This is a genomic window from Pedobacter sp. ok626, assembly GCF_900100435.1.
Lineage (GTDB): Bacteria > Bacteroidota > Bacteroidia > Sphingobacteriales > Sphingobacteriaceae > Pedobacter.
This window is the reverse complement of record NZ_FNEX01000020.1, coordinates 28,134-53,193: the sequence shown is the minus strand read 5'-3', so window position 1 is coordinate 53,193 and position 25,060 is coordinate 28,134. Positions and strand designations below refer to the sequence as shown.

The following is a 25,060-nucleotide window of genomic DNA, read 5'->3' as shown; positions in this document are numbered from 1 at the left end:
ATAAAAAATTGATACCTTTGAAAGGAGTTTAAAAACTATGTCGACAAATCACAACAGCGAGTTGGTTAGGAAAATATTCGAAGCCTACCTCGAAAATAAAAATCTGAGGAAAACACCGGAGCGTTTTGCCATCTTAGAAGAAATTTACTCAAGAGATGACCATTTCGATGTAGAGACCCTCTACATCCACATGAAAAATCAAAAATATCGTGTGAGCAGGGCTACGGTGTACAATACATTAGAGTTATTGGTTTCATGTGACCTGGTTACCAAACATCAATTTGGTAAAAACATGGCTCAGTTTGAAAAGTCTTACGGCTATCATCAGCACGACCATATTATCTGCATTGATTGCGCAAAAGTTGTAGAGTTCTGCGACCCACGCATCCAACAGATACAAAGTATGGTTGGTGAGCTATTGAAATTTGAGATCAAACACCACTCTTTAAATCTTTATGGCGTTTGTTTCGATTGTGCGGCTAAAGCTGCAATGAACAATCAGAATGCTGACATAAAACATGCAAGTTAACCAATATAATATTTCCATTTTTAAATTTAAATAATGACGCAAGTAGACGTGCTTCTGGGCCTACAATGGGGCGATGAAGGCAAGGGAAAAATTGTTGATGTACTAAGTCCACAATATGATTTGATAGCTCGTTTTCAAGGCGGTCCGAATGCCGGCCATACTTTAGAGTTTGATGGCAAAAAATTCGTTTTAAATACTATACCATCAGGTATCTTTAATGAAAAAACAATGAACCTGATTGGAAATGGTGTGGTAATTGATCCCATCATTTTAAAAAGGGAATTAGATAACCTGAAAAAAGCTGGTCATGATCCTGTTGCTAAAGGCAAACTGGTAATTGCCCGTAAAGCACACCTTATTTTACCTACTCACCAGTTGTTAGATGCAGCAAATGAGCAAAAAATGGGTAAAGATAAAATTGGTTCTACGTTAAAAGGAATTGGCCCAACTTATATGGACAAAACCGGTCGTAATGGACTAAGAGTTGGGGATACTACCCTACCTGATTTCAAAGACCGTTACAATAAACTGGTAGAGAAACACAAAGAAATCCTTTCTCATTACGAGTTTGAATATGATCTTACTGAAAAGGAAGCTGCTTTCTTTGAGGCGATTGAATTCATCAAAACTATACCTCATGTAGATAGTGAGCACTATGTAAATGGTTTCCTTAAAGAAGGCAAAAAGGTATTGGCTGAAGGTGCACAAGGTACATTATTAGATATCGATTTTGGTTCTTATCCTTTTGTAACTTCCTCAAACACAACTACTGCTGGTGCATGTACTGGTTTAGGTATTGCGCCTAATAAAATCGGTCATGTTTACGGTATCTTCAAAGCTTATTGCACTCGTGTTGGTGGTGGTCCTTTCCCTACTGAACTGGATGATGAGGTTGGAGAAAACCTACGTCAGGTTGGTCACGAATTTGGTGCAACTACAGGCCGTGCCCGTCGTTGTGGATGGATTGACCTTCCAGCATTAAAATATGCAATCATGTTGAACGGTGTTACTGAACTGATCATGATGAAAGCAGACGTATTGGACGGTTTTGACACCATCTATGCCTGCACACATTATGAGCACAATGGTGAGACTATCGATTATATGCCATACGACATCATTACTGTTAAACCGACTCCGGTATTGAAAGCAATTGATGGTTGGAAAACTGATGTAACCAAAGTAAACAAAGTAGCAGACATTCCTGCTAAGCTTGCTGACTACATCGCTTTCCTTGAAAAAGAACTTGAAGTTCCTGTTAAATTCCTTTCTGTTGGACCAGACAGGGTTCAAACATTGGAATTAAACTAAGGTTTTTATTCTATTGAAAAAGGGTGGTATGCTGAATAAGTTTACCACCCTTTTTTACTATTAACTCCCTTGTATAAATAAATGCGCTACATTTGCGCAAATTAAAATGAGAGTTCCGGATCTACCATCGTTTAAACAAAAAGCCTTAAAATGGGCCGCTGCCGCTGAGGTATGCTGTGTGCTCGATTCCAATGACTACACAGATCGCTACAGTAAATTTGATCTGCTACTGGCTGTAGGGACTAAAGAAGTACTAAATACCAATTCGACTCATAAATTTGATGATCTAAAGGCTTTTTATGATCAACATCAGACATGGATGTTTGGTTTGTTGAGCTATGAGCTAAAGAACGATGTAGAACAGCTGGAATCTGCTAACCCCGACGGACTCCAGTTTCCTGAGTTATTTTTCTTTATTCCCCAATACCTACTTATTATTAAAGGTGATGAGGTAGAAGTATTAATCGGTGGAATCGAGGTGATGGGTGCCATCGACCAATTTAACCAGGAAATTGAAATAAATAAGACCCGTATCAACATACAAAACAGAATCTCAAAGGAAGTATACCTTAAGACTGTCGAAACCCTACAACAGCATATTGTTCGTGGTGACATTTATGAGATTAACTTTTGCCAGGAATTCTTTGCCGAGCATGCTGTTATTGATCCTATTGAGATTTACACGCAACTTTGTAAGCTCTCTCCTACTCCATTTGCCGGGTTCTTTAAAATAAAGGACCAGTACATCCTTTCGGCCAGTCCAGAGAGGTATTTATGCAAAAGAGGAAACAAGTTAATTTCTCAGCCTATTAAAGGCACAGCCAAGCGTAATGCAGACCCAGCAGCTGATTTACAAATCAAAAACGACCTGAGGTTAAATGCTAAAGAACAGGCCGAAAATGTAATGATAGTAGACCTGGTAAGAAATGACCTGACCAAAACAGCAGTAAGCGGCAGTGTTAAAGTTGAGGAACTTTTTGGAATCTATGGCTTTCCACAAGTATACCAGATGATATCAACCATCAGCTGTGAGCTAAATCCGGATATTCATTTCATAGATGCGATAAGACATACTTTCCCGATGGGCTCTATGACTGGCGCGCCTAAGATAAAAGCGATGCAACTGATAGAAGCCTATGAATTTAGCAAACGTGGCGCCTACTCAGGTGCATTTGGGTACATTACTCCTGAAGCCGACTTTGATTTCAATGTGGTCATCCGCAGCATCTTGTATGATGCCGCTAAAGAATACCTATCCTTTCAGGTTGGCGGGGCAATTACCTATGCTGCTAATGCACGTGCTGAGTATGAAGAATGCAAGCTGAAAGCCTCCGCTATTATCCAAACTTTGAAGCAATAAAAAAGGCCACCATAATTGGTAGCCTATATTTATAATTTCAATCTTTTTTAAGGTTTATAAAACTTCATTGCTTCTGGTATATCCCTTTGTATTTGGGCAATACGTGTCGCGTCACTTGGGTGAGTACTTAAAAACTCAGCAGGTTTCTGACTGCCAGCTGAAGCACTAGCCATTCTTTGCCAGAAAGCAGTTGCATTATTAGGATTATAACCAGCCATAGCCATAAAGATCAAACCCAGTTTATCCGCTTCCAACTCCTGATTACGTGAATACTTAAGCATTACTAATGGTGTACCTACTCCATACAATGTATTGAATACGCCCTGCGATTTAGGATTGTTTGACAAAAGTCCAGCACCTAAAGCGCCGATACCTTGAGAAGCCATCTCTTGCGACATACGTTCTGCACTATGTCCCGCAATAGCATGCGCAATCTCGTGCCCCATTACTGTAGCTAAACCTGCATCATCCTTAGTAACAGGTAGAATCCCGGTATAGACAACTATTTTCCCCCCCGGCATACACCAGGCATTCAGTTCTTTACTATCAACAAGGTTTACCTCCCATTTGTAATCCTTGATCAGATTACCATAGTTATTATTGTTCATATAGGTTTTTACAGCAACAATAAGCTTGTTGCCAATCATTTTAACCCTTGATGCCTGTGCATTAGATGCAGGCAATACAGCATTCTTATTTTCGGTCAGGAAGGTGCTATAAGCTTGAAATGCCATTGGCAAAACCTGATCATCACTTACCAGGTTCAATCTGCTACGTCCAGTTAGAGGAACTGTAGAGCAGGATGAGAAGGCCAACCCTATTACGGTTACACCTACAATGAGTATTCTTTTCATAAGTTTTAGTTTAATTCGTTTTCTTCTTAAACAGGTATACTTTGGATTCTTTGCCTTTTAATAGTCTCTCCAGATTTTTTTGATGTGTTACCAAAATGAGCACACAAACGCACATACCGTATAAAACCTCAGATTTTATTGATGAATGTAATAGGAACACAATGCTCAACGGGAAGGTAAAACCAGCACATATTGAGCTTAATGATACATATTTTGTAATCAATAGCACCGTCACAAACACCAGAACACAAAGCATTGCTGCTGGGAAGTTAACTGCCAAAATCATTCCAAAAAGTGTAGCCACACCTTTACCTCCTCTAAAACCGGCAAATATTGGGAACAAATGGCCCATAACAGCCGTAACACCTAATGCTAGTTCGTAATTAACAAATTGCGCAGAATTTTGTGGACCAGTAACGGACAGTCCTATAAAATAGGCCAATTTGGTTGCGGTGTATCCTTTTGCGATATCTATGGTCATCACGGCAATACCGGCTTTTTTACCCAAAACCCTAAAGGTATTGGTCGCACCAGCATTTCCACTTCCATACTCTCGTACATCAACACCATAAAATGCCTGCCCCAGCCAAACCGCTGTAGGTATAGAACCAAATAAATAGGCTAAAATAACCGCCGAAATAGAATAGATAGAAATCATAACCTAATAGGCTTTTAAACTCATGTCTAAACTCTTAACAGAATGCGTTAATGCGCCCATAGATATATAATCTACGCCACAAGCTGCATATTCTGTTACATTTTCTTCTGTAATACCGCCAGACGCTTCTGTAATATACTGTTTATTGATCTTATTAACTGCTAATTTCAGATCACTGAAACTAAAGTTATCAAGCATGATCCTGTCTACATGACCCGTTAGGAGTACCTGATCAAGTTCTGCAAGATCCCTTACTTCTATTTCGATAGCTAATTGTTTGTTCTTATCCTTTAGATATTGATTAGCCGCATTGATGGCATTAGCAATTCCACCAGCATAATCAACATGATTGTCTTTAATCAGGATCATATCGTATAAACCAATTCTATGGTTTACTCCGCCGCCAATGCGTACTGCCCATTTTTCTAAATACCTTAAACCTGGTGTGGTTTTACGGGTATCCAACAATTGGGTATGGTAGCCTGAAAGCATTTTCACAATATGATTGGTCTTGGTTGCAATACCGCTCATCCGTTGCATACAATTTAACACTAAGCGTTCTGCAAGCAGGATGGATTGAGAATTCCCTGAAACGGTTAAAGCAATATCCCCCACCTTAACTTCAGCGCCGTCATTAATAAATACTTCGGTAGTTAGGTTTGCATCTACTTGTTTAAAAATTTCGACTGCAAGTTCCACACCTGCGATGATGCCCACTTCTTTAATCAGCAGTTTTGCTTTGCCTTGTGCATCGGCAGGGATGGTAGAAAGAGAGGTATGATCGCCGTCGCCTAAATCTTCGGCAATAGCATTTTTTATAAATTGGTCTATGAGTTGTTTATCCAAAATTAATATTTAAACCCAAAAATAGCATTTTTACTATTATTTATCAGGCTCTATCCTTAATTCTGTAATAAAAAAAGCATTTGATGATTTTTTTAAGGTGATGGAGACTCTAAATTTCCCATTCTTAGTAACCAGAGAAAGTATGCCAAACCTGAAATTTGGGTTGGTATTGATGAGGTGAATAACTGATGATTTAATTGGCGGATTCTTAGTGAAAAAATTTCTTAAGATTTGCTCTGCCTGAGCTTTAGAGTATACATCTTCGTCGTCGATGACGATTAATTCTACAGATGAAGCGAAATTTGCGGCAATCTCTTTTGCATTTCCTGCCTTAAAATGTGCAGATAAATTATCTATAATATCGCCTTGGAGCGTATAAGAGGAAGGGAATTGAGTAAAAAAAACAAATAAAAAAAGTAAGGGCTTCATCATCTCTTTATAGCTAAACGAAGGAGTCCGCATAAATTATGCCATTAATAGATCATAAAAAAGAAATTGGTTCTAAAAAAAGCCGTAATAGACTTATATTTGCTAAGTTCAATAATACATTAAAACAAAGCGAACCACGAATGAACAACAAAAAAGTAGTACTACTAATTCTTGATGGCTGGGGATATGGAAAACAAGATAGCTCTGATGCAGCTTATGCAGCCAACACCCCGTTTTTTGATTCCTTAATCCAAAATTATCCAAACTCAAAACTTGAAGCGTCTGGTGAAGCCGTAGGTTTACCGGCTGGACAAATGGGCAACTCTGAAGTTGGCCACATGAACCTGGGCGCCGGCAGAATTGTATATCAGGAATTGGGAAGGATCAATAAAGCGATCAGCGACAGAACGCTTCATCAAAATCCTGTACTACTTGATGCTTTCAATTATGCGAAAGCCAACAATAAGTCGGTTCATTTTATTGGATTGGCTTCTGATGGTGGTGTTCATGCCCACATCAACCACCTAAAGGCTTTGTGTGATGCGGCAACTGAACAAGGATTGAAAGATGTATTTGTCCATGCCTTTATGGATGGAAGAGATACTGATCCAAACTCGGGCCTTAATTTTATCAAAGATCTTGATCATCACCTGGAAAGTACTTCTGCTAAAATTGCCAGTTTAATTGGCCGTTATTATGCAATGGACAGGGATAGTCGCTGGGAAAGAGTTAAACAAGCATACGACTTGCTAACTAAAGGTGTTGGACAATCAACAAGTGATCCCGCCACAGCTATTGAACAATCTTACAAAGACGGAATAACCGACGAATTTATAAAACCTATAGTAGTTACTCAAGATAACGGCGCACCAGTTGCCACCATACAATCGGGTGATGTGGTTATTTGCTTTAACTATAGAACAGATCGTGGTAGAGAAATCACAGCTGTACTCACCCAAAATGATTATCCTGATTTTGGTATGCACAAGCTCCCTCTTTATTATGTAACCATGACTACTTACGATGAGAATTTCGAAAACGTAAAGGTGATGTTTACAAAAGACGATCTTTCGGAAACCTTAGGTGAGGTGCTCGAAAAACACCATAAAAACCAAATCCGAATCGCTGAAACGGAGAAATACCCACACGTAACGTTCTTCTTCTCTGGAGGCCGCGAACAGGTATTTGAAAACGAGAAAAGGATTATGATCCCTTCTCCAAAAGTTGCGACTTATGATTTGCAACCAGAAATGAGTGCTGCCGGAATTACGGAAGCGATTTGCAAAGAACTGGAAACCGGATGGCCTGATTTTGTATGTTTGAACTTTGCCAATCCAGACATGGTTGGACATACGGGTGTTTTTGACGCTGTTGTTAAAGCAGTTGAAACTGCAGACAGCTGCGCACAAATTGTAGTGAACAAAGGAATTGAAAATGGATATTCGTTTATCATCCTGGCCGACCATGGTAATTCGGAGTATATGATAAATAACGACGGATCAGTTAACACAGCTCATACCACTAATTTGGTGCCTTGCATTTTAATTGATAAAGATTATACAAGTGTAGCAGATGGTAAACTTGGCGACATCGCTCCTACCATCCTGAGCATAATGGACATTCCTAAACCGGCAATTATGACCGGTAATAGCTTGGTATAATGAGAAAAACCTTTTGGCTATTGGGTATCGTTTTGATTTTTTACAGCTGCAATCCTGCTGTAAAAAATCAAAATGATGCTTTAAATTACTTCGATATTAAAGGTTATTTTAAAAAGGAAGCGTCGCGACTGAATAAGCGTAATCCTTTGCTAACGAAAACTGTGGAGGTGAACGGTGCTAGCGAAACCAAGAAGATCCATATACCAGACTGGGAAAAAGAGCTTTCTATCTTTTCTGAGTCAGAAATTAACAGAAATGCATGGAAGGGTTTGTTTAGCATCAATACTACCAATACACAAGAACTTTACACCTCGGACAATAAAAAAGTACCGGTAAAGGAGGTCTCGATCACCAAAAGAGATGGTCGTGTAGCTAGTATCCGGATCCTGATAAAAAACAGCAATATGCTTTACAGTTCGACTGATACGCTTACTTATTATCCTGATAGTCTATATCGGATCAATAAAAAACAGCACATTAAGCTGATGGCAGAAAAGAATTACAGTATTACCGGAAGGCTTAAATAAAAAAAGGATGTTCAAACGAACATCCTTTTTTTATAACTACTGCGAAATCTACCGAATTATTTCAAACTGGTAATTTGTGCTTTTACGTAGTCAATTAGGGACAGAATATCTTTACGTTGAGGTTGAACTAATAAAACCTTTTGAAAATCAGCAACAGAATTATTAAATAAAGTTACACAACCTGTTTTTTCTGCTTTGGTTTTAATTTTATAAGATTTATAAATCGCGTAATCTTTATACGCCAGTGCCCTATTTTGTAACAACTGAGCATCCTCTTCCCCATTGATCTCTATAGCTTTTGTGAAATCTTTAATGGCAGCCTGATAAAAACTATCACGCATATTGTTTAAAGATTCCTTAGGATCATTTGCTACATTTAGCCTGGCCTTACCGCGGTAGTAATAGGCTGAATAATCTGAAGGTTTTACAGTAATCAAACGACTGTAAGTATCTATAGAGTTTTCAAAATCACCACACTGAAAATAAGAGTATCCCAACATTTTCAACACGTTAGCGTTATTAGGACTCTTTGTATCTGCCTTTTCAAGCTGATTCACGGCGCCTTTATAATCTCCCTTCATCATGGCCTGCATGCCTAATTTATCATAGCCACTATTTTGTGCAAAAGTGGTGGTTGCAGAAAAAACAAATAACAATAAGACTGTTTGCTTGAAGTAGTTCATTAACTTTTATTTAAAAAATAAATATATTTAAAAGGTTAGACATAGACAACTATCATACCATTTGCAAATATCTAACTTAAACGCTAAATAATTCAAATTATGATTTAATAATTAATTATTATTGAGGCATGACTTTTTAACAGGGAAATGCCGCCAATTTCGTTTTGGCACAGGAGTTGAAAATATCCCTATATCATACAATTAATAATTTTTAAACGACATGCTGTCAGATTGTCGTTTTTATTTAAGAAAGACTTATTTTAATGAGTAAAAGAGATCAATTCGATTTTAGCAACGCACTACCCATCATAAATGAAGATACTGAATTCTTTCCGTTGATGTCTCAACAAGATGAAGATGAGATGAACAATGAAGAAACTCCAGAAATTCTACCAATTCTTCCACTTAGGAATACTGTACTTTTCCCGGGTGTAGTAATCCCTATTACTGTAGGTAGAGATAAATCCATAAAACTAATCAAAGAGGCTTATAAGGGCGACAGAATCATTGGTGTTGTTTCTCAACGCGATGTTTCTATCGAAGATCCAACATTCGAGGAATTGAATAGTGTAGGTACGGTAGCGCATATTATCAAAATGCTGCAAATGCCTGATGGCAATATTACTGTAATTATACAGGGCAAGCAACGCTTCCGGGTATTAGAAGAGGTACAGTCTGAGCCATATATTAAAGTAAGTATCAGCAAATTCGAGGAGTCCAAATTTAAAGCTGATAAAGAATTTAAAGCCTTGGTAGCCTCTATTAAGGAAATGTCCAGTCAGATCATCCAGTTATCACCTAATATTCCAAGTGAAGCGGGTATCGCGCTTAAAAACATAGAAAGCACTTCTTTCCTGATCAACTTCATCTCTTCAAACATGAATGCAGATGTTGCTGATAAGCAAAAAATGCTGGAAATGACAAATTTGCGCGAACGTGCAATGATGGTAATGGAGTTGTTGACGCTTGAACTTCAAATGCTTGAGCTGAAGAATCAAATTCAGAGCAAAGTACGTGTAGATCTTGATAAACAACAAAGAGATTATTTCTTAAACCAGCAGCTAAAAACTATTCAGGAAGAACTAGGTGGCAACTCATCAGACCTGGAATATGAAGCGCTGGAAACCCGCGCGAAGAAGAAAAAATGGGGACCTTTAGTTGCGACGCACTTTAATAAAGAACTAGAGAAATTGGGTCGAATGAACCCTGCTGCACCTGATTATTCGGTACAGATCAACTATCTGGAACTACTATTAGACTTGCCTTGGAATGATTTTACCAAAGACAATTTCGACTTAAAACGCGCACAACGTGTACTTGATAAAGATCATTTTGGATTAGAAAAAGTAAAACAGCGTATTATAGAATATTTAGCGGTGCTAAAATTAAAACGCGATATGAAAGCCCCTATCCTTTGTTTGGTAGGCCCTCCGGGAGTTGGTAAAACCTCTTTAGGAAAATCCATTGCCAAAGCACTAAACCGCAAATACGTACGTATGGCGTTGGGCGGTATCAGAGATGAGGCTGAAATCCGTGGTCATAGAAAAACTTATATCGGCGCTATGCCGGGCCGTATCATTCAATCCATCAAAAAAGCAGGTGCTGCCAATCCAGTTTTTGTACTGGATGAGATTGATAAAGTAGGAGCTGACTTTAGAGGCGATCCTTCTTCTGCATTGCTTGAGGTATTAGATCCAGAACAAAATAGTGCGTTTAATGATCATTATGTAGAAGCTGATTATGACTTGTCTCATGTTTTATTTATAGCCACTGCCAACTCACTAAGCTCTATCCAACCGGCCTTGTTAGACCGTATGGAGATTATTGAAGTAAATGGTTATACGATTGAGGAGAAGATAGAAATTGCTAAAAAATACCTTTTACCTAAGCAAAAGGATATACACGGCATAAAGAACAAGGATATTGCTTTAAAAAGCTCCTTAATTGAAAAAGTAATTGAGGATTATACCAGAGAATCTGGTGTACGTGGATTGGAGAAAAAGATTGGATCGCTGGTAAGAGGTGTAGCTACTAAAATTGCTATGGAAGAAACCTATGATCCAAACCTGACTAATGATGACGTAGAACGTATTTTAGGCGCTCCAATATACGACAAAGACTTATATGAAGGCAATGAAGTTGCTGGTGTGGTAACTGGTTTAGCCTGGACATCTGTAGGTGGTGATATCCTATTTATTGAAGCTAGCTTAAGTCCGGGTAAAGGAAAATTAACCCTTACAGGAAATCTGGGTGAGGTGATGAAGGAGTCGGCTGTTATTGCACTTGCTTACTTACGTGCTCATGCTGATACTTTTGGTATTGAATACGCACTATTTGATCAGTTTGATGTACATGTTCACGTTCCTGCAGGTGCTACGCCTAAAGATGGCCCTTCGGCAGGTATAACGATGCTTACTGCGCTAACCTCAGCCTTTACTCAACGTAAAGTAAAATCTAACCTGGCCATGACTGGTGAGATTACACTTAGAGGTAAGGTATTACCTGTGGGTGGTATCAAAGAAAAAATACTTGCTGCTAAGCGTGCAAACATAAAAGATATCATTTTATGTAAATCAAACAGGAAGGATATTCTAGAAATCAAAGAAAGCTACATCAAGGATCTTAATTTCCATTATGTTACAGAAATGAAAGAGGTGATTGAATTGGCTTTGACTAAAGAGAAAGTGAAAAATCCTCAGAATCTGAGCATTAAATTAAGATCGGAAGAAAAATAATTCTTTTTACTATTATTGTTCCCTAATCAAACAACAAATTAATGAAAAGGATTTTATTATTAATGCTCTTGGGGATGTGTGCCTTATCAAACTCGGCAGAAGCTCAGGAAAGTACTTCAAGAGCGCAAAATGTATTTGTAGAAATTGGTGGCCAGGGAATCCTGTTCTCCGCCAATTACGATACGCGCTTTGGCAATAGACGCGATGGTCTGGGCGGAAGGGTAGGTATCGGATATGTAGCTATTGACGGTACCAGTGTAACCACTATACCAGTTTCGCTGAATTATCTGCTTGGAAAAGGAAAAAACTTTTTTGAGATCGGCTTGGGAACAACTTATGGCTCTGCAAAGCTTGGTGACGACTTCTTGTCTGATGATGACAATAACGAATCAGGAAGTGCTTTTATTGGTACCATGAGTTTCATGTACCGGTTACAACCGGTTGATTCAGGGTTCGCGCTACGGGCAGGTTTCACACCTGTTTTTACCAGCAACTACTTTATTCCTTATTATGTAGGAGTAAGTCTTGGCTACACATTTTAAGTATTCATATAAAACAGCATAAAAACTTCGGTACATTTACCGGAGTTTTTCTTTTTTAAATACGTCAAATGATCTCCAAAAAAATATTTTTCGCACTGTTGGGTACCTGTCTTTTTTTCAATACTTACGCCCAAACTTATAAGAATGAATTTGGCTTCCGTAGCGACAATGACTCCTATCTGGCACAGGGTTCCGACAGGTATTATACCAACGGATTATTTATACATTTCAGGAGAGCGTTGAACCAACAGCAGTTAAAAGAAGGATTAGAAAAAAAGACTTATGAAATTACTGCTGGACAAGAAATATACAACCCCTACTCTGGCTATGCACCAGATCCGGCCAGACAAGACCGTCCATTTGCAGGTTACCTATACGCGGGCGGAGCCTTAAGCTGGTTTCATACCAATGAGCGTATTCTAAAAGTTAGTGCAGAAATAGGCGCCACAGGTCCTAATTCGCTTGCTGAAGATGGACAGAAATTATTACACAATACCGTTGGCTTTTACGAACTGGGCGGTTGGGAATACCAAATCAAAAATGCGGTAACCTTAAACCTTTCTGCTCAATACACCAGGTTGCTACACCGTTCTTCAAACAATGCAACAGATTTTTCATTTGAAGGCTATGCCAATGCGGGAACTACATTTAACGGTGCGGGTGCCGGTATTTTATTCAGAGCAGGTGGACTTAACCAGCTTTTTAACTCGGCCTATACCAATGCCGTGATTGGCAACAATCCAAAAACTAAAGCGCTGGTAAAAAGAGAGGTATTCTTTTATGCAAAACCTCAGTTAAACGTTGTGGCTTACGATGCCACTATTCAGGGCAGTATGTTTAACGACAATGATCCGGTTACTTTTGGTATTAAACCTATTGTATTTGCACAACAAATTGGTTTCAATTACAGCTCACAGCGGTTTACTTTCGATTTCGGGATGATCTTTAAAACTAAGGAGGTAAAGAGTACTGCTAAAGCACATCAATACGGCTCAATCAGCCTATTTTATCGCTTTAACTAATACTTGGACGCCAATGCTAATTTTAGTCTAACTGAGGACGTTTTCTCGATTCTTTTTTAGTAGCCATAGATTGCTTGTTTTCTAGTCTTTTCCTGATTACAGCTTTGGGGATTTTAGTCGGCTTCCTCTTTTTCTGTACATGCAAGCCTGCCTTAAGTAAAATGAGCAATTTGGCAATCGTCTTTTCCTTGTTTAAGAGTTGACTTCTGTCTTCTTGCGATATCACATGGATATTGCCATCCTGATCCATGCGTCCTTCCAGTCTTTCGGTTAGTAATATGCGCTCTTCATCTGTAAAAAATGGTGCTTCAGCTATGTTAAAGATTAGTTCTACTTTGCTGGAAACCTTGTTTACATTTTGTCCACCTTTGCCCCCACTACGTGAAGTTTTGAACGTAACGGCTTTTAATATGTCTTCTCTACTAGGTAACATGTTGCAAACATAAACATATGTTTAGGATTTAATAAAAATTTCATACTAAACAATTCCCCAAAATATTAACTTTGCTGGCCTATGAGAAAAAACCTCGTTGTAGCTATAGATGGCTATTCATCTTGTGGAAAAAGCACACTGGCCAAAGCACTAGCTAAAAAACTGGGCTTTATTTATATTGACAGCGGAGCGATGTACCGCGCCGTAACTTTATACTTTATTCGTAATCATGTTAATGTAAATGATCCGGAAGCAGTAGCTTCTGCTCTTGAACATATAGAATTGAACTTTCATTCTCAAGATTATCAGTCACACATTACCCTTAACGGTGAAGAGGTATCTGAAGAAATCAGACAAATGCCAGTTTCCGAAACGGTAAGTGAAGTTTCAGCAAACAAACGTGTGCGCAAGGAAATGGTAAGACAGCAACAACGGATGGGAAAATCCAAAAACATAGTGATGGATGGTCGTGATATTGGTACAACTGTGTTTCCTGATGCCCCGGTTAAATTTTTCATGACTGCTGATCCTAAAATAAGAGCAGAACGTCGTTATAAGGAGTTAAAGAGCAAAGGTGATACGACTACTAGTCTGGAAGATGTTTTTGAGAATCTTGCACATAGGGATTATGCTGATACTACTCGTGAGGAAAGTCCGCTAACCAGGGCTGATGATGCGATTATCTTAGATAACACCGAGCTTACAGAAGCAGAGCAGCTTGATTTTGCACTGGATATGGTGCATCAGCAGTTGCCTTAAAGTTTTCGATCTACTTCTTGTTATCTACTGATGTTGTTTTGTTTAAAAAGACGATCAAATCGAAATTCTCCAAGATTGACAGTTTGATTCTTATAAGACCGTCTGTTCCCCCTACCATTTTCATACTCAGATTTTTTGAGAAAAAAGGAACCAAAACTTCATGACCATTTAAAGCACTGATGTTAATCATAAAATTCTGAAATTTGCATTGATTAAAATAATATTCATAAGCATTTGCTGAAGTAACCTCTGGATAAAATTTACTTCCCAAAGTTATGCGCCCGTTTTTTTTAACAAATACACTTGCTTCTCCCTGATTAAAGTCGGTTGCAATCGCAAAGTATCCAGTATTGTACTTCTGATATAAGTACGTTCCTAATGATGCTCCTCTAAATAGGGCAGATTTGGATATATGGCCATTGTGTGCCCAAATTATAAGATTATCACTATTTGTATTTTCCAATATCCAGGTAGCATTGGCAGCCATAAACTCGTCTCGCTTACCAAATTTACGATTTAAGTAATTGTCTGCAACCTGGTCTAACATTGTCACACAATGTCTGTTTAACCCATTTTTATCTTTATCAGTTTCATTGTAAAGATAGGGAAGGATCGCTCTAACCCCGTTAATATCTTTTGTACTTAAATCAAAGTACTTTGTCTGTTGAATTCTTCTTAATAATTCCCTATTTTCTGAAGGTAAACTTATTAAGGAATTTAGGATCTGTCCACATATGTTACTAAAGCCCCTTGCCTCTAATCCGTAAAGATGAACCCGATTTTCAGGTGCTTTGGATTGATTATAGGTCCTTAACCAGCTTAACATACTTCTGGTTTCTTGAATCAATGGAAAGCCCCCCTGCCCTGTATTTATACTTTCTGTTTTACTATTGATATAATCATCCAGGTTCTGTACGGCTGAGAAGTCAGCTTCAAATGCTATCGCCTTATAACCAAGTTCAGAAACAAGAAAACGGATTAACCCATCTTTATAAAGAAAAAATTCTCTGGTTCCATGAGTAGCCTCTCCTAAAGAAATAATGGTTTTATCCTTTAAGCTTTCTCTTAATACTTCAAGGTCAGAAAAGTTACTGTCAGGACTGATTGTTTTTATTGGATTTATAAATTCATTCAAACTGCTTACAATCCTGGAAGTAGATTCCTGAGCTTTAGATTTTCTTATCGAAAAAAATATTAAGAGAAAAGTCGCTACAATGATAGTCTTTAGAAGATACATAGGGTTTGGAAAATTTCTTTAATATGCTTTAACTTTTTCATATATGCAGAATAAAAATATATGGAACCCGGAAAAAGATCTTCATTTCTGCCCCCCTACTTCTCTGCAATTATTTAGTTACAAAACCGATCATAACCTAAACATTACATTCCTATGTTTTAATCTAAATACTGGATTAATACTTTTGTTTAACAATTTTGTCAAACTCATTTTAATGACCAATAGAGATACCGGTACTGAGCAGTTAATTAAGAATACGGCGAAGCACCTATTTTTTGCCGAAGGTAAGTTTCACGCTACTACACAAGAGATTGCTGACGCCGCCGGTGTAAATCGTACGCTTGTAAATTATTACTTCCGATCACGGGATGCCTTATTCGACCAGGTATTTAATGAAGCCCAGGAAGCCTTTTTAAAGATGATCGACGAGGTAATGGACGCTCCTGTCCCATTTAAGCAAAAGATAGAGAACCTCATTTCGATGTTCCTTCAAGAAGCCATGCATTTCCCATACCGCGAGCTGTTTATCATTACTGAAATGAATAGACACGATATCATCAGTGCAAAAAGATCAAGGGCTCAAAAGGCAAATGCTTTTTTAGAAGAGATACAACGGGAAATGGACAAAGGAACGATAAAAGCCATGAACCCAAGACATTTCACCATTAATCTTTTCTCTTTAATGGCTTACCCATTGGTTACTGCCCCCCTAAATAAAATTTTATTTGGCATGAATGATGAAGAATATACCGCCTTGATGGAAGAACGCAAACAATTAATTTTTGAACTAATATTCCCTTAAATACTACAATATATAAATATGAAAACTAGAATCCACTCTCTTTACCTACTACTTCCTGCATTGCTGATTATCGCTTCATGTGGAAATGGCGATCAAAAAAAGGCCGGGCCTCCCGCCCCTCAGGTACAATCATATCCTGTTGTAGCTTTAGCTGCTCAATCTACTTCATTAGAGACAGACTATCCTGCAACATTAGAAGGAATTCAGAATGTAGATATCAGACCAAAAGTTGACGGCTTTATCGAAAAAATATTCGTTGATGAGGGGGCTACTGTTAAGAAAGGTCAGCCGCTTTTTAACATCAATGCGCCACAATACGAGCAGCAAGTTAGAACTGCATCTGCAGCAATAAGCAGTGCTGAAGCCGATGTAAACGCAGCACAACTACAAGTGAATAAAACAAAACCACTGGTAGAGAAAGACATCATCAGTAAGTACGACCTTGATGCAGCTATGCTAACCCTGCAAAGCAGAAAAGCGGCATTGGCACAAGCTAAAGCCGAACTGGTAAATGCAAAAGTAAACCTAGGCTATACCCACATTACTAGCCCTGTTGATGGAGTAATAGGAAGCATTCCTTTTAAAACTGGAAGTTTGGTAAGCAGTACTAGTGCCAGCCCGTTAACAACAGTCTCAAACATCTCTAAAGTATATGCTTATTTCTCTTTAAATGAGAAGCAGCTTTTAGACTTTTCTCGTCAATACAAAGGCACAAGCCTGGAAGCAAAGCTGAAAAACATCCCAGCAGTTTCATTGGTACTGGCCGATGGAACAACTTATGCTGAAAACGGCAAAGTGCAATCTATAAACGGATTGATCAACACAGGGACAGGTTCTGCAAGCTTAAGAGCTACATTTCCAAACCCAATAAATCTTTTAAGAAGCGGAGCAAGTGCATCTGTACGCATCCCTCAACATTTGGAAAACGCAATTCTTATCCCTCAAAAATCTACTATCGATTTACAGGGTAAAAAATTCGTGTACGTACTGGATGAAAAAGGACTGGTTAAAAACACAGAAATTGAAGTAATGGAATTGACAAAAGGTAATTTCTATGTAGTAACCAAAGGCCTGAAAGTTGGCGATAAAATCGTACTAGAAGGCTTCCAATCTCTAAAAGACGGTTCGGAAATTAAACCTGAAGAGAAAAATGCAGACTCAGTTTATGCTGACCTTAACAATAAATAATCTGGTTTTTATAACCTGCTGAAATAGAATATATGTTTAAGAAATTCATAGAAAGACCAGTTTTATCAACGGTAATATCCATTATCATTGTAATACTAGGGGTATTGGGCTTAATCACCCTGCCAGTATCCCAATATCCAGAAATTGCACCACCAACAGTACAGGTATCAGCCTCCTATCAGGGTGCCAATGCCGATGTGGTACTGAATAGTGTGGTTATCCCGCTGGAAGAGCAGATTAACGGTGTTGAAGACATGACTTACATGACCTCATCTGCAAGTAACGATGGTACAGCTACCATCACCATCAACTTTAAACTGGGTACAAACCCCGATCTGGCAGCAGTAAACGTGCAAAACAGGGTAGCCAGAGCAAGTAGCTTATTACCTGCAGAGGTAACCCGTTCAGGTGTAGTCACTGCAAAACGTCAGGCCAGTAACGTACTGATCTTTGGTATTTATAGCGACAGTGCTTCTTACGACCAGAAGTTTTTACAGAATTATGCCAACATCAACTTGATTCCACAAATCAAGCGTGTTAACGGAGTTGGTGATGCAACTGCATTTGGATTAATGGATTACTCGATGAGAATCTGGCTTAAACCAGATGTAATGGCCACTTACGGATTGGTTCCTAATGATGTAAGTCTAGCCCTTGCAGAGCAAAATGTTGAAGCTGCTCCGGGTCAGTTTGGAGAACAAGGTGACCAATCGTTCCAATACACCTTAAAATACTCGGGACGTTTAAAAAATGAAGTTGAATTTAGCAACATCATTATCAAAACAGCAGAAAATGGTCAAATACTAAGATTAAAAGACATTGCCAGAATTGAATTAGGTGCACAAAGTTACGCCAGTACAGTGCGCTTTAATGGCAAACCTGCATTGGGTATTGCCATTAACCAAACAGCTGGTTCAAACGCAAAAGATGTAATCGAAGGTTCGATAAAAATTCTGGACCAGGCATCGCTCACCTTTCCTAAAGGCGTATATTATACCTCATTGGTAAACGTGAACGACTTCCTTGATGCATCCATCGAAAAGGTAATTCACACCCTAATCGAGGCATTTATCCTGGTTTTCATTGTTGTATTTATTTTCCTTCAGGATTTCCGTTCGACCTTAATCCCAGCCATCAGTGTACCGGTTGCTATTTTAGGTACTTTCTTCTTCCTTAGTTTATTTGGATTTACGATTAACCTACTTACGCTTTTCGCATTAGTATTGGCTATTGGTATTGTGGTGGATGATGCCATTGTGGTCGTAGAGGCCGTTCACGCCAAACTCGATCATGGATACAAGTCGGCAAAAAAAGCGACTATTGATGCAATGGAAGACATTACAGGTGCCATTATTTCCATTACACTGGTTATGGCAGCCGTATTTATTCCGGTAAGTTTTATTCAAGGTTCATCAGGTGTATTCTATAAGCAGTTTGGTTTAACCCTGGCCATTGCCATTATCCTTTCGGCAATCAATGCCTTAACGTTAAGTCCGGCTCTTTGTGCTTTGTTATTGAAACCTCATGCCGATGATCACGGCAAGAAAAAGAACTTCATGCAACGTTTTTATGCCGCATTTAATACTTCTTTTGATACCATGACCAACAGATACAAGCGTTCTGTAAGCTTTTTAGCAAGAAGGAAATGGCTTGCTGGTGCAGGACTTGCCTTGTTTACGGTTGTTTTGATCTGGACAATGAACACCACGCCAAAAGGTTTCGTACCTAACGAGGATTTGGGTACCATTATGTCCGATATTTCACTACCTCCAGCTACCTCACTAGAGCAAACTGCCATAGTGATTAAACAAATTGACAGCATTGCCCATACCATCCCAGAGATTAAAAACTCTTTGACAGTAGTTGGTCGAAGCATGATTAGTGGTTCGGGAAGTTCGTACGGTATGGTAATTGGAAAACTATTACCTTGGAATGAACGTAAACGTGATGTAAAAGCAATTATTGGTGAATTATTTGCCAAAACTGCCAACATCAAAGGTGCTAGAGTGATCTTCTTTGCCCCTCCTACTATTCAGGGATTTGGTACCAGTGGTGGTTTTGAATTCCAGTTACAAGATAAAACGGGTGGTGACATCAATAAATTCAATACCGTTGGAAACGAATTCCTGGCCGCATTAAGCAAAAGACCTGAAATTCAATATGCCTCAACATCATTTAACCCTAATTTCCCTCAATACCAAATTGACGTAAATGTAGCTACAGTAAAACAAGCTGGACTAAGTGTTAGTGATGTATTGGCTACATTGCAAGGTTACTATGGTGGTGTTTATGCATCCAACTTTAACAAATACGGAAAACAGTACCGTGTAATGTACCAGGCTGATGCGCCTTACCGTGCTAATCAGGAAACATTAAACAATATATACGTTAGAAATTCAAGTGGTAAAATGGCTCCTATCAGCAATTTCATCACCTTGAAAAAGGTTTACGGACCACAAGCGATATCACGTTTCAACCTATTTACTTCTATTGCAGTAACAGGAAGTCCGAATCCAGGATACAGTTCAGGTGACGCGCTAAAGGCAGTACAAGAAGAAGCAGCTATCCACTTACCTAGTGGATTTGGATACGAGTTTTCTGGTTTATCACGTGAAGAGATGTCGAGCGGTAGTCAGACCATATACATTTTCTTGCTTTGCGTAATATTCGTTTACTTCCTACTTTGCGCGCAATACGAAAGCTATATACTACCATTAGCAGTACTGATTTCATTGCCGATTGGTTTAGCAGGCGTATTTATATTCGATAAAATATTTGGCGTAGATAACAACATCTATACACAGATCACGCTGATCATGCTGGTAGGTTTACTCGCCAAAAATGCCATTTTGATTGTGGAGTTTGCTGTTGATAGACGAAGAAAAGGAATGAGCATTGTAAGTGCGGCCATTAGCGGCGCGACAGCTCGTTTACGTCCAATCCTTATGACCTCTTTCGCTTTTATCCTGGGACTATTGCCATTGATGCTATCGACCGGAGTAGGTGCGGCAGGTAATAAATCAATTGGTACAGGAGCTGTAGGTGGTATGCTTATCGGAACCATATTCGGGATATTTGTAATCCCTACCTTATTCATCGTGTTCCAAAGTCTACAAGAAAGAGTAAGTAACAAATCGCCTTTTGATGAAGGATATGGCCCAGTACAGGAAACCATTGCATTTCCTGAAGTAGACACCCGCGAACATTAATTTAAAGAACATGAACACCAGATATCATAAATATTATTTCATCATCGGCTTTTCCGTACTGACCTTATCGGCCTGTGTAACGAAGAAGTACGAACGCCCGGCCGTAATCAGCAATGATCTATACCGCGGCAATACCAGTACAGACAGCACTACAATTGCGAATCTGCAATGGAAAACGCTATTTGTGGATGCAGGATTGCAATCCCTTATTGAAGAAGGCATAGGCGGAAACCTTGACCTGAAACAGGCCATTGAAAGAATTAAAATAGCTGAAGCTACGCTACTGCAAAGTAGAGCAGCTTTATTGCCAAGTTTAACGGCCGATGTTTCGGTAACGGATGCTAAGCAATCAAGAGCAGCATTAAACTTTCCTCCAGGCATCAACATCAATACTGAAACTCAAACTTATAAAGCCCAGCTAAGTACAAGCTGGGAAGCTGACATTTGGGGTAAACTAAGCAGTGCAAAACGCTCTGCTTATGCTTCTTTATTGCAAAGCGATGCAGCAAAAAGAGCGGTACAGACTCAGCTTATTGCCAATATAGCCAATGGTTACTACAACTTGCTGGCACTGGATAAGCAATTATCTATTACTGAGCAAACCGTCAAAATCAGAGAAAAGGATGTAGAAACCATGAAATCCTTAAAAGAAGGTGCAGTGGTAAATGGTGCAGCAGTAGTACAAAGTGAGGCCAATTTATATGCCGCACAAGTAACACTTCCGGATTTAAAAAGAAGCATCAGAGAAACTGAAAACGCATTGAGCATCCTTTTAGGAAGAGGCCCGGGAAAGATAGACCGTTCTACACTTGATCAGCAGACTACCTATAGCAATTTACAAACTGGCGTATCAGCACAATTGTTGCAAAACAGACCTGATGTACAAGCAGCAGAATTTGCTTTCAGAGCTGCATTTGAGAATAAAAATGTAGCCAAAGCATATTTCTACCCTGCTTTAACCTTAACTGCAAATGCTGGTTTATCTAGCTTAAGCTTAAAAAACTTTTTCGACAATTCGCTATTCTACAATTTAATTGGTGGTATTACCCAACCGATTTTTAATAAAGGTCAGAACAAGGCCCGTTTAAAAACAGCGCAGGCACAGCAACAAATCGCATTTTACAGCTTCCAACAAACCTTATTAACAGGTGGACAAGAAGTATCTGATGCCCTATTTGCTTACCAGACAGCGGCTCAAAAAGAAACGACAAGAGCAAAACAGGTTGCCTCTTTAACTAAAGCAGTTGATTTTACGAAAGAATTGTTGCGCTACAGTTCGGCAACAAACTATACTGACGTATTGACATCTGAACAAAGTTTATTGGCAGCTCAGCTTAGCAGCATCAACGACAGACTTCAAAAATTACAGTCTGTGGTTAATTTATATAGAGCATTAGGTGGCGGTTGGAAATAATAGAATAACAAAATCTAAATAACCAGAAACAGAAAGGTATGCGATGGAGAAATCGTATACCTTTTCTTTTATCAGTTCTTTTTACCTAGCTTCATCTTCTAATACGATTAAGCTTTATTTTATCCAATGAACATCCTGATAGTTGAAGACGAAAAAACACTGGGTTTAGAAATAGCCGAATTTCTGGGCAAAGAAGGTTACACCATTGAACATGCCTGGAAAAAGTCATCTGCTGAAGAGAAAATCTTTGTCAACACCTACGATTTTATCCTATTAGATCTTAGCTTACCTGGTGGAGATGGTTTTGAACTTTTACATCAGTTAAAGAAAATACCAGGACGGGAAGATGCAGTCATAATACTCACTGCCCGCGGTGATGTGGACGACCGGATTAAAGGTCTGGAAGCAGGTGCCGACGATTATCTACCAAAGCCTTTCTCCTTAACAGAACTTTTGGCCAGAATGCACGCCATCATCCGCCGTAAACATAAGCTGGTGATGAATGAAGTGAACGTTCATGGTTTTACACTGGATATCAAAAATCATAAAGTGAGTTTTAATGGAGAGCGCATTAATCTAACCAACAAAGAATTTGAGATTTTTAATTACCTAATATTGAGCAAAAATAGGGTTATATCAAGGGTAAATCTCACTGAGCACGTTTGGGGAGATATACTAGAGGTAAACTCTGACTCTAACTTTGTGGATGTTCATGTAAAAAATCTTCGTAAAAAACTGGCTGCACATGCTCCAATAGATTGGTTTGAAACCGTTAGAAGCATAGGTTACCGCATTAATTTTTAAAAAATAAAAGCTAAGTTTTATACAAGCAATGCCCATATGAAATTACAATTCAAACTTGCTTTATACAACACCCTAACCAAAATCGCCATTATTACCATATTGGGCATCCTGATATTGGTCTCTATCAACCACATCTCGATAAACCACATCCAAAGGCGGCTATTACAAAAAAAGGTCAGACTCATTTCCAATCTTTCCAACATAGAGATAAATGACCTACTCTCCCAAAAAACATTTACAGACTACAACCTCTTGCGTGAGGAATACATCATTCTTAAGGAAATAAAAAAAGAGGATCACCCCATAAAGCAGAAATTTATACAGGAAATACGCAGTATTGAAGGGACACAAGAGGACTTTCAAATCCTGATTACTGACTTTAGCTACGAAGGAAAAAGCTATAGACTCGAACTTGGTGAAACCATGTCAACCTTAGCCCAATTGGAACGTACTATTTCCATGTTTACTTTTGGGATCTTGATTGCAGCCGTTATCCTTACCTTAATTATTGATCTCGGCTTTATGCAGTTTTTGCTTGCCCCTTTCTACCAAATCATTGATCAAAAGCTGAACAAGGTAAACGACCCCATTAATTTTAATTATCAACCTGTAAAGACAAGTACAGACGATTTTAAAATACTGGATCGGAGCATCAGTGTGCTGATGAATAAAATTGCGACACTTTTCCTTACCGAAAAAGAGTTTATCGCTAATGTATCACACGAGCTGCTTACCCCTATTTCCATCCTCAATACCAGGCTCGAAAACCTGTTAAATGATGAGCAACTAAGTCCCGAAGGGGAAAATAAACTATTTGCCTGTTTAAAAACATTGAACCGCCTAAAAGCAATAATAAACAGCTTGTTGTTAATTTCGAAGGTCGAGAACCAACAGTATGGGAAAACAGATATCATCTCGGTAAAACATACTGTAGAAGAAGTACATGAAGAACTGGAACATCGACTGCTCATGATGAAGCTTAAAATGCACATCGATCTGCGTGATGATTACAGCTTCACTGGAAATAGGTCACTCTTTCATACGCTGTTGATGAATTTAATCAACAATGCGATAAAATATAATAAGCCATCAGGCTCCGTAAATATCTATAGCGAACCTTCTGCCGAAGGTTACACCCTTGTAATTGCTGATACCGGTCTTGGAATGGATCCTGAGGTAGTCCAAAATGCCTTCATTCGTTTTGAAAAACTTCAATCAGAGAAAGAAGATAGCCACGGATTGGGTTTGGCGATCGTAAGAAGTATCGCTGCTTTTCACGACATTAAGGTTGATATAAGTTCAGAAAAGGGCCAGGGAACACAGGTACGCATTATTTTCCCAAACTGAATTGTTCTTCATCAAATCTTCATTTAGTGTGTGCAACTTTGATATAACAAAAAACACTAAATAAATTATAACATGAAAAGAACAATTTTAGCGCTAGCATTAGTTGCAACAACTTTCGGCGCATTCGCACAAAACACTACTCCAGCTGCCAAAACTGCAACTGCTACAACTGCAACTGCTAAACCTAAGCACAAAAAAGCAGCTAAAAAAGCTGTTGCTGCGACTGCTAAAGCTGAAGTAAAACCAGTAGAAGCTAAAAAAGCTGGCAAATAGTAATTCGTTAAGTTTTTAGTAAAGGCCATCTGTTCCATCACAGATGGCCTTTCTTTTTGTGGGAGATTTTTTACTGCAAAGACGTCATATTAAAGTAGTCTCGGTGCGTTTCGCCCTGACTCTTATCAAAAGCAATTTAATTCACCATTAATTAAGGGACATTAACCGGACACTGACCGGCTTAGTCCGGAGAGTGTCCGGAGAATGTCCGGCTATATGCCGGTTATATGGCGCTTATGTAGAGTTAACTATAAGGTAACTTTCCCGAAGCAAGGCCAGCATTTTAAGTTTTAATGCTTCAGTTTTTCTTTTTTGTATAGAAAGCAGGTTGATAAAATAAGCCCAAATTTATCCAACAACATACATTAACTAGAATAATTCTAAATAAATTTTGTTTATAAAAAAATAGATGTAATATTTGCCGTAAGATAGAATTA

23 protein-coding genes are annotated in these 25,060 nt (G+C 38.7%); 16 read left to right on the top strand and 7 right to left on the bottom strand.

Annotation, left to right across the window (positions count from 1 at the left end; genetic code table 11):
• The first annotated feature begins 37 nt into the window (after nt 1-37).
• The 3 genes from BLS35_RS23310 to BLS35_RS23300 all read left to right on the top strand — a co-directional run bounded on the left by BLS35_RS23310 (nt 38) and on the right by BLS35_RS23300 (nt 3,200).
• Nucleotides 38-529, top strand: coding sequence for a Fur family transcriptional regulator (locus tag BLS35_RS23310; RefSeq protein ID WP_090785884.1), 492 nt, complete (start codon nt 38-40; stop codon nt 527-529).
• 33 nt (nt 530-562) lie between these two features.
• The gene (locus BLS35_RS23305) at nt 563-1,840 is read left to right on the top strand and encodes an adenylosuccinate synthase (protein ID WP_090785882.1); all 1,278 of its coding nucleotides are present in this window, start codon (nt 563-565) and stop codon (nt 1,838-1,840) included.
• A 106-nt stretch (nt 1,841-1,946) separates the two neighbouring features.
• Nucleotides 1,947-3,200: an anthranilate synthase component I family protein gene (locus BLS35_RS23300; RefSeq protein WP_090785880.1), complete on the top strand. Its 1,254-nt coding sequence runs from the start codon at nt 1,947-1,949 to the stop codon at nt 3,198-3,200.
• 47 nt (nt 3,201-3,247) lie between these two features.
• On the opposite strand, the gene BLS35_RS23295 is transcribed toward BLS35_RS23300, so the two are convergent.
• The 4 genes from BLS35_RS23295 to BLS35_RS23280 are packed head-to-tail and all read right to left on the bottom strand — an operon-like array spanning nt 3,248 to nt 5,990.
• A complete protein-coding gene (locus BLS35_RS23295) occupies nt 3,248-4,054 on the bottom strand; it encodes a M48 family metallopeptidase (protein ID WP_090785878.1) in 807 nt (268 codons plus the stop codon).
• A 10-nt stretch (nt 4,055-4,064) separates the two neighbouring features.
• Nucleotides 4,065-4,712, bottom strand: coding sequence for a glycerol-3-phosphate 1-O-acyltransferase PlsY (plsY, locus tag BLS35_RS23290; RefSeq protein WP_090785876.1), 648 nt, complete (start codon nt 4,710-4,712; stop codon nt 4,065-4,067).
• A gap of 3 nt (nt 4,713-4,715) precedes the next feature.
• Nucleotides 4,716-5,558, bottom strand: a complete 843-nt coding sequence (gene nadC / locus BLS35_RS23285) for a carboxylating nicotinate-nucleotide diphosphorylase (protein WP_090785874.1) — start codon at nt 5,556-5,558, stop codon at nt 4,716-4,718.
• Between the two features lie 36 nt (nt 5,559-5,594).
• Complete coding sequence (locus BLS35_RS23280; protein WP_254779074.1) at nt 5,595-5,990, bottom strand: DUF4783 domain-containing protein; 396 nt, start codon at nt 5,988-5,990, stop codon at nt 5,595-5,597.
• A 137-nt stretch (nt 5,991-6,127) separates the two neighbouring features.
• On the opposite strand from BLS35_RS23280, the gene gpmI reads away from it, so the two are divergent.
• Both gpmI and BLS35_RS23270 read left to right on the top strand, forming a co-directional pair.
• Nucleotides 6,128-7,648, top strand: a complete 1,521-nt coding sequence (gpmI, locus tag BLS35_RS23275; protein ID WP_090786018.1) for a 2,3-bisphosphoglycerate-independent phosphoglycerate mutase — start codon at nt 6,128-6,130, stop codon at nt 7,646-7,648.
• Nucleotides 7,648-8,175 (top strand): hypothetical protein, encoded by a 528-nt coding sequence (locus BLS35_RS23270; protein WP_090785870.1) that lies wholly within the window; start codon nt 7,648-7,650, stop codon nt 8,173-8,175. The genes gpmI and BLS35_RS23270 overlap by 1 nt, the downstream gene beginning before the upstream one ends.
• A 56-nt stretch (nt 8,176-8,231) precedes the next feature.
• On the opposite strand, the gene BLS35_RS23265 is transcribed toward BLS35_RS23270, so the two are convergent.
• A complete protein-coding gene (locus BLS35_RS23265) occupies nt 8,232-8,858 on the bottom strand; it encodes a tetratricopeptide repeat protein (RefSeq protein WP_090785868.1) in 627 nt (208 codons plus the stop codon).
• A 263-nt stretch (nt 8,859-9,121) separates the two neighbouring features.
• On the opposite strand from BLS35_RS23265, the gene lon reads away from it, so the two are divergent.
• From lon to BLS35_RS23250, 3 genes are all read left to right on the top strand, one after another.
• Nucleotides 9,122-11,593, top strand: coding sequence for an endopeptidase La (lon, locus tag BLS35_RS23260; protein ID WP_090785866.1), 2,472 nt, complete (start codon nt 9,122-9,124; stop codon nt 11,591-11,593).
• Nucleotides 11,594-11,634: 41 nt separating this feature from the next.
• Nucleotides 11,635-12,135, top strand: coding sequence for a hypothetical protein (locus tag BLS35_RS23255; protein ID WP_090785864.1), 501 nt, complete (start codon nt 11,635-11,637; stop codon nt 12,133-12,135).
• Between the two features lie 68 nt (nt 12,136-12,203).
• Complete coding sequence (locus BLS35_RS23250; RefSeq protein WP_090785863.1) at nt 12,204-13,157, top strand: lipid A deacylase LpxR family protein; 954 nt, start codon at nt 12,204-12,206, stop codon at nt 13,155-13,157.
• Nucleotides 13,158-13,179: 22 nt separating this feature from the next.
• Here BLS35_RS23250 and arfB read toward each other — a convergent pair whose 3' ends face one another.
• The gene (gene arfB, locus BLS35_RS23245) at nt 13,180-13,590 is read right to left on the bottom strand and encodes an alternative ribosome rescue aminoacyl-tRNA hydrolase ArfB (RefSeq protein WP_090785861.1); all 411 of its coding nucleotides are present in this window, start codon (nt 13,588-13,590) and stop codon (nt 13,180-13,182) included.
• 81 nt (nt 13,591-13,671) lie between these two features.
• Here arfB and cmk point away from each other — a divergent pair, with 81 nt between their 5' ends.
• Complete coding sequence (cmk, locus tag BLS35_RS23240) at nt 13,672-14,349, top strand: (d)CMP kinase (protein WP_090785859.1); 678 nt, start codon at nt 13,672-13,674, stop codon at nt 14,347-14,349.
• A gap of 10 nt (nt 14,350-14,359) precedes the next feature.
• Here the strand turns inward: cmk and BLS35_RS23235 are convergent, their stop codons facing one another.
• The gene (locus BLS35_RS23235; protein ID WP_090785857.1) at nt 14,360-15,586 is read right to left on the bottom strand and encodes an erythromycin esterase family protein; all 1,227 of its coding nucleotides are present in this window, start codon (nt 15,584-15,586) and stop codon (nt 14,360-14,362) included.
• 214 nt (nt 15,587-15,800) lie between these two features.
• Here BLS35_RS23235 and BLS35_RS23230 point away from each other — a divergent pair, with 214 nt between their 5' ends.
• From BLS35_RS23230 to BLS35_RS23200, 7 genes are all read left to right on the top strand, one after another.
• On the top strand, nt 15,801-16,388 hold the full coding sequence (locus BLS35_RS23230) for a TetR/AcrR family transcriptional regulator (protein WP_090786016.1): 588 nt from the start codon (nt 15,801-15,803) through the stop codon (nt 16,386-16,388).
• A gap of 18 nt (nt 16,389-16,406) precedes the next feature.
• The gene (locus BLS35_RS23225; RefSeq protein WP_090785855.1) at nt 16,407-17,576 is read left to right on the top strand and encodes an efflux RND transporter periplasmic adaptor subunit; all 1,170 of its coding nucleotides are present in this window, start codon (nt 16,407-16,409) and stop codon (nt 17,574-17,576) included.
• Nucleotides 17,577-17,608: 32 nt separating this feature from the next.
• The gene (locus BLS35_RS23220; protein WP_090785853.1) at nt 17,609-20,785 is read left to right on the top strand and encodes an efflux RND transporter permease subunit; all 3,177 of its coding nucleotides are present in this window, start codon (nt 17,609-17,611) and stop codon (nt 20,783-20,785) included.
• A 10-nt stretch (nt 20,786-20,795) separates the two neighbouring features.
• The gene (locus BLS35_RS23215; protein ID WP_090785851.1) at nt 20,796-22,199 is read left to right on the top strand and encodes an efflux transporter outer membrane subunit; all 1,404 of its coding nucleotides are present in this window, start codon (nt 20,796-20,798) and stop codon (nt 22,197-22,199) included.
• 126 nt (nt 22,200-22,325) lie between these two features.
• Complete coding sequence (locus BLS35_RS23210; RefSeq protein WP_090785849.1) at nt 22,326-23,003, top strand: response regulator transcription factor; 678 nt, start codon at nt 22,326-22,328, stop codon at nt 23,001-23,003.
• Nucleotides 23,004-23,039: 36 nt separating this feature from the next.
• A complete protein-coding gene (locus BLS35_RS23205) occupies nt 23,040-24,350 on the top strand; it encodes a sensor histidine kinase (protein WP_090785847.1) in 1,311 nt (436 codons plus the stop codon).
• Between the two features lie 72 nt (nt 24,351-24,422).
• A complete protein-coding gene (locus BLS35_RS23200) occupies nt 24,423-24,623 on the top strand; it encodes a hypothetical protein (protein WP_090785844.1) in 201 nt (66 codons plus the stop codon).
• The last annotated feature ends 437 nt before the right edge of the window (nt 24,624-25,060 follow it).